The organism is Maribacter vaceletii, from assembly GCF_003634105.1.
In the GTDB taxonomy this organism is placed as follows: Bacteria; Bacteroidota; Bacteroidia; order Flavobacteriales; family Flavobacteriaceae; genus Maribacter_B; species Maribacter_B vaceletii.
On sequence record NZ_RBIQ01000007.1, the window covers coordinates 203077 to 216389 of the forward strand.

The 13313-nt window shown below is 34.7% G+C and carries 9 protein-coding genes; 1 reads left to right on the forward strand and 8 read right to left on the reverse strand.

The features are described from left to right. Positions 1-21: 21 nt before the first annotated feature. From CLV91_RS00980 to CLV91_RS01010, 7 genes are read right to left on the reverse strand one after another with little or no spacing between them, the layout of a single operon-like run. Positions 22-1080 carry a cytochrome c oxidase subunit II gene (locus CLV91_RS00980; protein ID WP_121063079.1) on the reverse strand — a complete coding sequence of 353 codons (1059 nt, stop codon included), beginning with the start codon at positions 1078-1080 and terminating at the stop codon, positions 22-24. Positions 1081-1108: 28 nt separating this feature from the next. Beyond that, positions 1109-2443, reverse strand: coding sequence for a quinol:cytochrome C oxidoreductase (locus CLV91_RS00985; RefSeq protein ID WP_121063081.1), 1335 nt, complete (start codon positions 2441-2443; stop codon positions 1109-1111). Positions 2444-2458: 15 nt separating this feature from the next. Beyond that, positions 2459-3019, reverse strand: coding sequence for a c-type cytochrome (locus CLV91_RS00990; protein ID WP_121063083.1), 561 nt, complete (start codon positions 3017-3019; stop codon positions 2459-2461). Positions 3020-3021: 2 nt separating this feature from the next. Continuing rightward, positions 3022-3552, reverse strand: a complete 531-nt coding sequence (locus tag CLV91_RS00995) for a DUF3341 domain-containing protein (protein WP_121063085.1) — start codon at positions 3550-3552, stop codon at positions 3022-3024. 4 nt (positions 3553-3556) lie between these two features. After that, on the reverse strand, positions 3557-5293 hold the full coding sequence (gene nrfD / locus CLV91_RS01000) for an NrfD/PsrC family molybdoenzyme membrane anchor subunit (RefSeq protein ID WP_121063087.1): 1737 nt from the start codon (positions 5291-5293) through the stop codon (positions 3557-3559). A 35-nt stretch (positions 5294-5328) separates the two neighbouring features. Next, positions 5329-8439: a TAT-variant-translocated molybdopterin oxidoreductase gene (locus CLV91_RS01005; protein ID WP_121063089.1), complete on the reverse strand. Its 3111-nt coding sequence runs from the start codon at positions 8437-8439 to the stop codon at positions 5329-5331. 34 nt (positions 8440-8473) lie between these two features. Further along, positions 8474-9814, reverse strand: coding sequence for a cytochrome c3 family protein (locus CLV91_RS01010; protein WP_121063091.1), 1341 nt, complete (start codon positions 9812-9814; stop codon positions 8474-8476). 227 nt (positions 9815-10041) lie between these two features. On the opposite strand from CLV91_RS01010, the gene CLV91_RS01015 reads away from it, so the two are divergent. Beyond that, entirely contained in the window at positions 10042-10425 is a 384-nt protein-coding gene (locus CLV91_RS01015; protein ID WP_121063093.1) for an SPOR domain-containing protein, read from the forward strand. Between the two features lie 39 nt (positions 10426-10464). Here CLV91_RS01015 and infB read toward each other — a convergent pair whose 3' ends face one another. After that, positions 10465-13290 carry a translation initiation factor IF-2 gene (gene infB, locus CLV91_RS01020; protein WP_121063095.1) on the reverse strand — a complete coding sequence of 942 codons (2826 nt, stop codon included), beginning with the start codon at positions 13288-13290 and terminating at the stop codon, positions 10465-10467. Positions 13291-13313 lie beyond the last annotated feature (23 nt).

The window sequence follows — 13313 nt, forward strand, 5'->3', positions numbered from 1 at the left end:
AATTTATTATCTTACTTGTAATTAGTTTACAGAAGCTATAGCTGGCTTAAAAGTCTTTTGTTCTTTTATCCATTTATTATATTCTTCTTCTGTTTCCACTATAATTTTCATTTGCATATTGTAATGCGATTTTCCACAAATCTTATTACAAAGTAAAATATAATCAAACTCCCATGGATCAGAATTGTCTTCGCCAAGAGCAGCCTTTTTAGCTCTTATAGCATTTGTTCTTTTAACCTTATCAACTACATCAGGATCTAATCTCATTTCAGCAGTTGTTGTAATAGGCGTAAAAGAGAATTCAGTTATCATTCCAGGAACACAATTCATCTGTGCTCTAAAATGAGGCATATAAGCAGAATGCAAAACATCTTGCGAACGCATTTTAAAATTAACTTTTCTACCTACTGGTAAGTGTAATTCTTTTACAATAATATCATCTGCAGCATAACTATCCGAAGGATCTAATCCTAATATATTAGCATTATCAATATCAATCATTCTTACATTAGCACCACCAAGTACATTATCATCTCCAGCATATCTAGCTGTCCAGTTAAATTGCTGCGCATATAATTCTACAATAATAGGATCATCTTCATCATTAACATCCATTATTTCAGTCCAAGTGTATAGTCCCCAAAGAATTAAACCTGCTAATACAATTACAGGGATAATAGTCCATATAAATTCTAGCTTATCGTTATCTGCATAGAACAATGCTTTATTCCCTTTTTTACCACTATACTTATAACCAAAGTAATGTAATAATGCTTGTGTTAATGTTTGTACTATAAATATGATTATAAAAGACACCAACATTAAATAGTCATACTCTGCACCATGTGCAGAAGCAGCTGTTGGTAATAATACTTTAGTGTATTTCCAAAAACTAAAAATGGTAATACCATAAATAAATATTAAAAAAGCAAATAATAAATAACCATTGATTTTATTATCCTGATCATTTGCAATTTGAGAATTCTCCGTAGTGAGTTGTGAGAGTTCGAACATTTTGGTCATTTGCGAAATTGCAATTGCCACTAGAACTAATACAACTAAAGTTAATAATGTAGTCATTGTATGATTTAATATTATACCTTACTAATTAATAATGAAAATGTCTACTTTCCTCTATAAAAGGATTTCGTTTTGGTTGCAATGGTGCTTTACTTAATGCTCTAAACACCCAGAATATGAATAAGCCTGCAAAAAACAACACAGCTCCTATCTCAGGGATTCCAATAAACCACTGATTACCTACTGTTGAAGGCATAATCATATTAAATATATCTAAATAGTGCCCTGCTAAAATAACAACACCTGCCATTACTACAAACCAATTTACTCGTTTATAATCACTGTTCATTAATAATAAAACAGGAAACAAAAAGTTCATTACTATCATACCAAAAAATGGTAATCTAAAATCTTGTATACGTGTAACATAATAGGTTACTTCCTCAGGAATATCAGAATACCATATTAGCATAAACTGTGAAAACCACAAGTATGTCCAGAAAACACTAATACCAAACATAAATTTTGCTAAATCATGTATATGACTATCATTTACATCTTCTAAATACCCTTTAGATTTTAAATATATAGTTACTAATGCAATTACTGTAATACCAGAAACAAACATACTTGCAAATACATACCATCCAAATAAGGTGCTAAACCAATGTGGATCCACACTCATTATCCAATCCCAAGACATTATAGATTCTGAAATAAGATAGAATACTAAAAACCCTGCAGAAATTCTAAAGTTTAATTTAAAGTTAGAATCATCATTAGATTCATCTTGTTTTAAAGATAATTTTCTTGAATACTCACGATATAAAATCCACCCTGCCAAAAATATAGCAGCACGTATTAAGAAGAATATAGGATTTAAATACCCCTTTTTTCCTTGTAATAAATGATCATGTGCAACAACATCTGCATCCATCCAAACAAATAAATGGTTCATATGCATAACAGACAATACTAAAATTACAAATACAATAATACCACCTGGAACTAAGTAAGAAGTAATACCTTCCATTACTCTAAATAATAGTGGTGACCAACCTGCTTGTGCCGCTCTTTGGATAGCATAAAAAGCTAAAACCCCCAAAGCAATCATCATAAAGAAGAATGCCGCAACATATAATGCTGCCCATGGTTTGTTTTGCAATTGGTGTAATAAATGCTCATCATGAGAAGAACCATGTCCATCATCATGCGCATCTACTGTTGCGTGTTCATTATGAGCATCAACAGCACTATGAGATTCTGTGGCATGACTATCTCCATGAGTATCATGACTTGCAACTATTGCTTTAGCTTCTTCAACTGTAGATGGCGCAGAGATAAATCCTACTGCTATACCTATAAGTCCAACTGCCATTAATATAAATGAAGCAATTTTTAATCTATTTGAAAACGTGTACATATTCTTATCTATGTATTATTTTATTAAATCTTGTTTCAATGCCATTACATACTCAGAAACTTGCCACATTTCTTCTGTATTCATTTGGGAAGCATACGAACCCATTGAGTTTAAACCATATTGTACAGTATGAAAAGCTGTACCTACAGTTATGTTTCTAGCAGCATCTGCATAACTAGGAACACCTAATATTTTTTCTCTCTTTACCAAAGTACCTTGCCCTTTTCCTTTTGGCCCATGGCAAATAGCACAATATATGCCATATAACTCTTTACCTTTTGATAAATTAGACACACTTTGCAAGGAATCTAATGGACTAGGGTTTATTCTTGCAATTTCTTTACCTTCAGGCGTGTTTTCAATTCCATAAGGAATCCAACCTCTAGAAATTGTATTTTCTACTGGCATTTTTGCTTCCATCCCATAAGGTAAAAAATCTGCTTCACCATACGCTTCATACCCAACAGATTCATACATGTTTGGCATATATTGATAATTAGGTTTGCTTTTATCAGCGCATGATACTGCTAATAGCGCCAATCCAAATACAACTATTAATTTATTAAAACTGTTCATATTTAATGACTGTTTTTTTCTGATATATTAATTTCAACGGCTCCACTCTCTGCTAACAAATCTCTTAACTCTGATTCATTTTCATGAATCTCTATTTCCATTAAGAAAAGATCGTCTGTTGTTCTAACATCTGGATTTTCAGCTTTCTTAAATGGCCATAATCTACTTCTTAAATAAAAAGTAATTACCATTAAGTGAGCTGCAAAAAACACAGTAAGTTCAAACATTATAGGCACAAAAGCCGGCATATTTTCAATATAACTAAAGCTTGGCTTTCCACCAATATCTTGTGGCCAATCTTCAATCATTATAAAATTCATCATTAAGGTTGCAACAGAAATACCAACACAACCATATAAAAAAGCTGTAATAGCCAATCTTGTAGGTTCTAAGCCCATAGCCTTATCTAAACCATGAACCGGAAAAGGACAAAACACTTCTTCTATATGATGCTTAGCTGCCTTAACTTTCTTGACTGCATGCATTAGCACTTCATCATCATTATAATAAGCATGTATAACTTTAGATGCCATATTCTTATTTATTTGAATTTAATTTATTGGCTTGACCCGCCCAATCATCTCTTTGTGCTCTACCTGGAAATGAACCTGTGATAGAATCTAATAGATTATATTCCTTTTCTGTCATTTTACCAACTTGCGCAAAAGTATATATCCCAATTTGGTTTAATGTAACTTCCATTTTTGGTCCAATACCTTTAACTTTTTTCAAATCATCAGCAGTATCCGTATCCGCATTAAAAGCCCCTAGAGTTCCTAGTAAATCAGAAACATCCTTTTCATTTGGCTCTAAAACCTCCGCAACTTCTTCAGCAACAACCTCAGAAACATTATTACCTACAAGAGGCCTAGTTATCTCATATGTTGGTAAACCAGCATCTCTAAGTTTTTTATACTTTTCTCCAGAAGATTTTAAAATAGATTTAACTTCTGCTTGTGCTATTACTGGGAAAGTTCTAGCATACAATAAGAATAACACAAAGAAAAATCCAATAGTACCTATAAATATTCCAATATCTACAAACGTAGGAGAGAACATTGTCCATGAAGAAGGTAAATAATCTCTATGCAATGATGTTACAATAATTACAAATCTTTCAAACCACATTCCTATGTTTACAACAATAGAAATAAAGAAAGAGAACATAATACTAGTTCTTAACTTCTTAAACCACATAAATTGCGGAGAAAAAACATTGCAAGTCATCATTGACCAATATGCCCACCAGTAAGGTCCTGTTGCTCTATTTAAGAATGCATACTGCTCATACTCTACACCTGAATACCAAGCCATAAATAGCTCCGTTATATATGCACAACCTACAATAGAACCTGTTAACATAATTACTATGTTCATAAGTTCAATATGCTGTACTGTAATATACGCTTCTAAGTGACATACTTTTCTCATAATGATTAACAAGGTGTTTACCATTGCAAATCCGGAGAAAATTGCTCCTGCCACAAAGTATGGAGGAAATATAGTTGTATGCCATCCTGGTATTACCGAGGTTGCAAAATCAAAAGATACAATTGTATGTACAGAAAGTACTAAAGGTGTAGCTAAACCTGCTAAAACCAAAGACACCTCTTCAAAACGTTGCCAATCTTTAGCACGACCACTCCAACCAAAACTTAACAGACCATATATTTTCTTTTGGAATGGCAAAATAGCTCTATCTCTAAGCATTGCAAAATCTGGCAATAAACCTGTCCACCAGAATACTAATGATACAGATAAATAGGTAGAAATTGCAAATACATCCCAAAGTAAAGGCGAATTAAAGTTTACCCATAAAGAACCAAATTGATTTGGTATAGGTAACACCCAATATGCTAACCATGGACGACCCATGTGGATAATAGGAAATAAACCTGCCTGAACAACCGAGAAGATTGTCATTGCTTCTGCAGAACGGTTAATTGCCATTCTCCATTTCTGTCTAAAAAGTAATAGTACTGCTGAAATTAATGTTCCTGCATGACCAATACCTACCCACCAAACAAAGTTAGTAATATCCCATGCCCAGTTAACAGACTTATTAAGTCCCCAAGTTCCAATACCCGTAGAAATGGTATAAATGATACAACCTAATCCCCAAAGGAATGCTACCAATGCAATGGAAAAAACAATCCACCAATGCTTATTAGCTCTTCCTTCTACAGGAGCAGCAATATCCACTGTTACATCATGGTAACCTTTATCACCAACAACTAGGGCTTTTCTTATAGGTGCTTCGTAATGCGACGCCATAGACTTTAATTATAGTTACTTTCTTATTTGTTTGATTATGCTTCGTTTGTATTTCTTACCTGTACATGGTAAAATACGTTTGGCTTAGTTCCCACGTGTTCCAATAAGTGATACATACGATCACTTTCTTTTAAATGAGCCACTTTACTCTCCTTATCATTAACATCTCCAAAGACAATTGCCCCATCTCCACATGCCAAAGAACAAGCTGTTTGGAATTCTCCATCTTTAATAACACGTCCATCTCTCTTAGCATCTAGAATAGTTTTTTGTGTTTTTTGAATACACATAGAACATTTTTCTATAACACCTCTAGATCTAACATTAACATCAGGGTTAAGAACCATCTTACCTAAGTCATTATTCATATGATAATCGAACTCATCATTGTTGTTATACAAGAACCAGTTAAATCTTCTCACTTTATAAGGACAGTTGTTTGCACAATACCTTGTACCAACACATCTGTTATATGCCATTTGATTTTGACCTTGACGACCATGCGATGTTGCAGCAACAGGGCAAACAGTCTCACAAGGAGCATGATTACAGTGCTGACACATTACTGGTTGAAAAGCTACTTGCGGATTAGCAGAAGGATCCTCTAACTCTCCAAAACCTCCTAAAGAGCCTTTTTCACCCCAAAGGCCATCAAATTCTTCTTTCTTAGTATCATCTGCCTCAAAACTTTCTTCTGATGAATAATATCTATCAATACGCAACCAATGCATATCTCTAGATTTACGCACCTCTTGTTTACCAACAACAGGAACATTATTTTCAGCATGACACGCAATTACACAAGCACCACAACCGGTACAAGCATTCAAATCTATAGACATATTAAAATGATGCCCAATAGACCTATCAAAACTATCCCATAAATCTACAGATGTAGCAGGAACCTCTTGGTGATCCAGCGATACCACTGGCTGAGGATTCCATTCTTTATGATTTTTAGTATTAAAAATTTCTAAGCTAGTTTCCTTAATAATATCCCCTCTTCCCATAAGTGTTTTATGCAACTGCACACAAGCAAACTCATGATTACCAGCAGCTTTTTCAATAGCTACCGACTGTATATTATTAAATCCTTGATACAAAGCAAAAGCATTAACTCCCGTCTGCATCTCTTCTTTTAATCCTACTTTTTTACCGTACCCTAATGAAAGACCAATAGACTTATTTGCCTGTCCCGGCTGTACAACAACAGGAACTCTATCAATAGCAACACCGTTAACTGTTACTTTTGCATAGCTACCATCCATACCTCCATTAGCAACATTATGATTTTCTAAACCTAAGGCCTCAGCATCCGCTTTAGAAATAGTAATATAATTATCCCAAGAAACTCTTGTAATTGGATCTGGAAACTCCTGTAACCAAGGGTTACTAGCCTGCTGTCCATCACCCATTCCTGTTTTTGAATATAGTGTTAATTCATAATCACCTCCACTAGTTGCATTAGACAAACTTCTAACTGCAGAGGATATTCCAAAAACATCTACTTCTTCTTCCCCTTCTACAATCGCAGTAGGAACAATAAGTTCTTCTATATTTTCAACAACAAAAACACCATCATGCAAAGCCTTACTCCAATCGCTTCCATTTAAAACAGCAGAAGTCCAAGTCTCCTTTATAAAGTCATAATAAGCAACATCATTACCCACCCACTTTAATAAAGAACTTTGAAATTGTCTCGTATCAAACAATTCTTTTATCGCAGGTTGCGTTAAACTATAATATCCTTTTTTAATCTCAACATCACCCCAAGATTCCAGGTAATGATTTGAAGCAGCTGTATATGTAGCCAACTCCGTAGTTTCATTCCAATTTGTAGAAAAAGCAACTGATAACGAAACTTTCTCTAAACCAGATTTAAAATCAGCCGCATTAGGCAAAGAATACATAGGATTAACCCCATCCATTACCAAAACACCAACTTTTCCTGCATTCATATCAGATAGTAAAGCATTAACAGCTTTAACACTTCCCTGCCTTATATACTTAGGAGCTACAGCATCATATGCCTTACTCTGTAACATCTCATTAATAGCAAGAACAACCGCTTGCGCATTAACATCATCCAAACCTGTTACTACAACAGATCCTTTTTTGTTCTTTTTAATTGCAGAAGCAATACTATCTACTGCCTGTTCAGCATAAGCAGGAATTTCCCCACTTGCAGAAGACCCAGACAACTTAGCATACAATTTAGCTAAAGCAACTTTCTGCTGCATTGGAGTTAAAGGAACTCTCTTATCTGCGTTTGCACCAGATAAAGACATATTAGCCTCAAACTGCACATGCTTAGACATTTTTCCATTTTTAGGAACACGTCCTTTAGAATATCCTGCATTATACCCTCCACCTTGCCAATCTCCAATAAAATCGGCTCCGAAAGAAACTATAATATCCGCTTTCTCAAAATCATAATCTGCTAATGCTCTTTCTCCATATCTTTTCTCAAATGCATTTAAAGCTGCATCTTGAGAAATAGCATCATACACTACATGATTAATATTTGGATTAGAAGCCTTATACTGTTCTATTAATCTAGAAGTAGATGGACTAGCATAAGATTGTGTCAAAAACACTACTTGCTTTCCTGAATCTTTTAAACTATTTATTTTAGAAACAACCTCTGCATCTAATACACTCCAAGCAACAGCCTCTCCTCCTTTAGAAGGACCTTGCAATCTTGTACTATCATACAATGACAAAACAGAAGCTTGCACCCTTGCATTTGCAAAGCCACCAACCTTAGCATCTGTATTGTTCTCAATTTTAATTGGCCTACCCTCTCTTGTTTTCACCAAGATATTTGCAAAATCAAATCCATTTGCAATAGTAGTAGCATAATAATTAGCCACACCAGGAATAATATTTTCCGGTTGCACTACATAAGGAATAGACTTAACAACAGGACCCTCACATGCCGCTAACGATGCTGCCGCTGTACTAAAACCAACATACTTTAGAAAATCTCTTCTATTCGTATTCGTTTCAGACAAATTTTCTTTATCCCCCAAAAAATCATCTACTGGAATTTCTTCCGCAAATTCATTTTGCTTTAAGGTCTCAACAATGGAATCGTTAGGATTTAACTCCGCTTCGCTTTTCCAATATTTTTTATTTGATGCCATACTTATATATGTAATTAGCTTCTTTTACTTAAGATTAATAGTGACATTTTCCACATTCCAAACCACCCATTTGAGCAGCAGTAAGCTTATCCACACCATATTTTTTTGAAAGTTCTGAATGTATTTTTTCATAATAAGCATTCCCTTCCACTTTTACATTTGTTTCCCTATGACAATTCACACACCAACCCATTGTTAATGGCGCAAATTGCTCCATGATTTCCATTTCCTCCACAGGACCGTGACATGTTTGACATTCCACTCCTGCCACACTTACGTGTTGCGAGTGATTAAAATATGCAAAATCTGGAAGATTATGTATACGAACCCACTCTACTGGTTTACTTTCTCCTGTATATTTCTGAGACTCTTCATCCCACCCAACAGCAGCATACAACTTTTTAATTTCACCAGTATAAAATTCATTTGTATACCCATTAGCTATATCTTCCGTAGAAGGCCCCTCAGGATTACCCTTATACTCATATATAGACTTATGACAATTCATACACACATTTAAAGCAGGAATACCTGACGTCTTAGAAACTCTTGCCGAAGAGTGACAATATTTACACTCTATTTTATTATCTCCAGCATGCACTTTATGCGAATAATGTATTGGCTGTATTGGAGCATAACCTTGATCAACACCTACTTGCATTAAATAACCATAGACAAAATAAGCCCCTCCTAACATCATAAAAATCACCGTTACTAAAACCAAAAATTGATTTTGAGCAAAAGCCTTCCAAATTGGTAATTTCTTTTTAGCATTCTCTTCTTCTAACTCTACACCATTTGCTTTTGCTATACGTTTTAATGTCTTATTCACTAAAAACAACATAACCACTAAAAGAGCAAACACAAAAACTAGCGCCCCTAAAATAACATTATTAGAAATACTAGAAGACTGAGAACTTACTGCAGAAGCAGCAGTACCAGCAACAGGAACTACTGGCGCAGCAGGTGCAGCCGCAGTATACGCTAAAATATTATCAATATCAGCATTTGAAAGTGTTGGAAAAGCTGTCATCGCAGCCTTATTATACTCTGCATAAATTTTATTAGCATAAGTATCTCCAGACTTAATAACACCAGGACTATTCTTAATCCAAGCATAAAGCCACTCCTTATCCAATCCTTCATCTTCAGATAAACGAGATTCCACTTTTTCCAAAGCAGGACCAGTCATTTTACGAGTTAAGGAATGACAAGCAGCACAATTTTGATTAAACAATGCCTTACCTTTTACAGCATCTCCTTCTGATACAGAAGCATCATCTTGAGCTAAAAGAGAAACAGAAAAAAATAGAAAGAATACAAAACTTACTCCTAATACTTTACAAATCTGATTGCGGTATGTAACCTTTTTCATATATAGAATGTTTCAATCGGTATTTGGCACGATAATGGCTTTATCATTTTAGAGCAACCATATCTTCACCTAAATCGATGGCAAAAATACAACATAGACTTTATTTTGAAAATGTTAAGGTATTTATAATTTGTAATTTATAACAATTCTAAATAAAGATAAAAAACACATAAATCATTTTTAAAAATTACTTTTGCAAAGCTACTATTTACGCTAAACTAATCAATATGAAAACATTACTAACAATTATAGCTTTTACTTCTATTACAACAGCTACATTTGGTCAAAACGATCAAATAACTATAAGTCAAGACGATAGGATTACAGAGCTTCTTAAGCTATACAAATCATCAAACTCTGATACTAACTCTAGCTCTAATTACTACAGGATTCAAGTTGGTTTTGGAAACCACGCTAGGGCACAAAGAATAAAATCTAATGTTGAAGTAGACTTCCCAACCTTATCCTCTAAAATAGATTTTGACTCCCCAACATACAGAGTTAGATTAGGTAGATTTAAATCTAAATTAGAAGCAGAAAGAAAGTTCAAAGAAGTACGGAAAAAATATCCCGAAGCAATATTATTAAAACCAAAAAAATCGACCAAATAGGTCGATTTTTTTTATTCTCTAAATATATTAAACTACTACTTATTTAAGCTTTTTCTTAACTGCTACTTCTTGGAAAGCTTCTACTATATCTCCTTCCTTTATATCATTGTAGTTTTTAATTTGAAGACCACAATCATATCCTTTAGCAACTTCCTTAACATCATCTTTAAATCGTTTTAAAGAAGCAAACTCTCCAGTATAAATCACTACACTATCTCTAATTAACCTAATACTAGAGTTTCTGAATATCTTACCTGTTGTAACCATACAACCGGCAATTGTTCCAATCTTAGAAATCTTAAAGGTCTCACGAATTTCCGCTGTTCCTGTAATTTCCTCTTTCATCTCTGGAGACAACATTCCTTCCATTGCATCTTTAAGATCATTTATAGCATCATAAATGATAGAATACATTCTGATATCTATTTCTTCTTTTTCTGCAACCTGCCTAGCATTACCCATTGGACGAACATTAAACCCTATAATAACGGCATCTGATGCGGATGCAAGCAACACATCTGATTCTGTTATTGGACCAACTCCTTTATGAATAATATTTACTTGTATTTCATCAGTAGATAATTTTTGGAAAGAATCTGTTAAAGCTTCTACAGAACCATCCACATCACCCTTAAGGATAATATTAAGCTCTTTAAAGTCTCCAAGTGCAATTCTTCGACCAATTTCATCTAATGTAATATGTCTTTGTGTTCTTACAGACTGTTCCCTTTGTAATTGAGAACGCCTTGTAGCTATTTGTTTAGCCTCACGCTCATCTTCCAGAACATTAAACTTATCTCCAGCCTGAGGAGCACCATCTAAACCAAGAATAGATATTGGAGTTGAAGGACCAGCCGCCTTAATACTATTACCTCTTTCATCATGCATTGCTTTTATTTTACCACTAGTGGTACCCGCTAATACATAATCTCCAATTTTTAAAGTTCCGGCCTGTACTAAAATGGTAGACACATACCCTTTTCCTTTATCAAGAAAAGCTTCCACAACAGTACCATTTGCCAACTTCTTAGGATTTGCTTGTAACTCTAACAACTCCGCTTCTAATAATACTTTTTCTAAAAGCTCTTTTACTCCTGCACCTGTTTTAGCAGAAATATCGTGAGATTGTATTTTACCCCCCCAATCTTCTACTAATAAATTCATCTGTGCAAGACCTTCTTTAATCTTATCTGGATTAGCCGTTGGCCTATCTATCTTATTTATTGCAAAAACTATTGGCACACCAGCAGCTTGTGCATGACTAATTGCCTCTTTAGTTTGCGGCATTATATCATCATCAGCAGCAACAACAATAATAGCTATATCTGTTACTTGAGCACCTCTAGCACGCATTGCCGTAAAGGCCTCGTGACCAGGAGTATCTAAAAATGCTATTTTTTGACCATTTTCCAAACTAACACCATAAGCACCTATATGCTGGGTAATACCACCACTTTCTCCTGCAATTACATTCTCCTTACGAATATAATCTAACAACGAAGTTTTACCATGATCTACATGCCCCATTACTGTAACAATAGGAGCTCTTGCTTCTAAATCTTCAGGAGCATCTACCTCTTCAACAATACTTTCCTCAATGTCTGCAGTTATAAACTCCACTTCATAGCCAAACTCATCTGCAACAATAGATAATGTTTCCGCATCTAATCTTTGATTCATTGTAACCATCATACCTAAAGACATACATGCAGAAATAATTTCTGTTGTACTAACCTCCATCATGGTAGCAACTTCACTAGCCGTAACAAACTCTGTTACTTTTAATACTTTACTTTCCTGTTCTTGCTTCTCAAGATCTTTCTCCGTTTGTTGACGGTGTTGATCCCTTTTATCTCTTCTATACTTAGCTCCTTTGCCTTTTTTAGACTTACCTTGAAGTTTCTCTAAGGTTTCACGCACTTGTTTTTGTACATCCTCCTCTGTAGGCTCTACTTTAGCAACAGGCGTAAAACGCTTACCACCTTTATTATTATTACCTCTTGGACCTGTTCCTCTAGCTCCCGGTCTTGCCAGACCTCTATTATTAGATCCTGCCCCACCAGAATTATTACTTACAATTCTCCTTCTTCTCTTTTTCTTATCTCCTCCTGCATTAGAATCTTTAGCATCTTCTTTCTTTTTCTTTGGCTTTTGGAATTTAGATAAATCTATTTTATCACCAGTAATTTTTGGCCCACTAAGTTTTTTATACTGTGTGGTTATTTTCTCATTTTCTGGAGATGCCTCTTCTTCTTGCTCTGTAGCTTCTTTATCTTCTACCTTAGCAGCAACTTTTTCCTGCACCTCTTCTTTCTTTGGTTGGGGTTTTTCAACCTCCTTTACAACCTCAACAGGCTTTACCTCCTCTTTTACATCAAGCTTGGCTTCAGCAACCTCAACATTTTTCTCTGGTACAGGTTCTTCCTTTACCGAAGCTTCTGGTTGTTTTTCTGGAGCCGATTTTTCTTCAACAGGCTCCACTTTTGCAACTTTCTTCTTAGGGTTTAAATCTATCTTACCAACAGTTTTAGGTCCCGAAAGTTCTACTTTAGCTTTTATGATACGCTCTGAAGCATTTCTCTTTTCCCTTACAAGTCTTCTTTCTTCTTGCTCTTGCTCTAACTGAACACGAATTGCCTCTTTCTCTTTCCTTTTCTCTTCTCCTACTTCCTTAGATGCAACTTTTTTACTCATATCCGTTTGGAATTCATCCAAAAGAACCTGGTAAACTTCATCAGAAATTTTAGTAGTAGGCCTTGCTTCTATAGAATGCCCCTTAGAACTAAGGTGATCTACCGCCCTGTCTAATGAAATATTAAGTTCACGAAGAACTTTATTAAGTCTTATTTTTGCATTATCTGCCATAAATACTGATTGCCGTTCTTAAA

Coding starts and splice junctions, on each gene's coding strand:
- CLV91_RS00980 (WP_121063079.1), bottom strand. CDS start 1,080: ATGACTACATTATTAACTTTAGTTGTATTAGTTCTAGTGGCAATTGCA.
- CLV91_RS00985 (WP_121063081.1), bottom strand. CDS start 2,443: ATGTACACGTTTTCAAATAGATTAAAAATTGCTTCATTTATATTAATG.
- CLV91_RS00990 (WP_121063083.1), bottom strand. CDS start 3,019: ATGAACAGTTTTAATAAATTAATAGTTGTATTTGGATTGGCGCTATTA.
- CLV91_RS00995 (WP_121063085.1), bottom strand. CDS start 3,552: ATGGCATCTAAAGTTATACATGCTTATTATAATGATGATGAAGTGCTA.
- nrfD (WP_121063087.1), bottom strand. CDS start 5,293: ATGGCGTCGCATTACGAAGCACCTATAAGAAAAGCCCTAGTTGTTGGT.
- CLV91_RS01005 (WP_121063089.1), bottom strand. CDS start 8,439: ATGGCATCAAATAAAAAATATTGGAAAAGCGAAGCGGAGTTAAATCCT.
- CLV91_RS01010 (WP_121063091.1), bottom strand. CDS start 9,814: ATGAAAAAGGTTACATACCGCAATCAGATTTGTAAAGTATTAGGAGTA.
- CLV91_RS01015 (WP_121063093.1), top strand. CDS start 10,042: ATGAAAACATTACTAACAATTATAGCTTTTACTTCTATTACAACAGCT.
- infB (WP_121063095.1), bottom strand. CDS start 13,290: ATGGCAGATAATGCAAAAATAAGACTTAATAAAGTTCTTCGTGAACTT.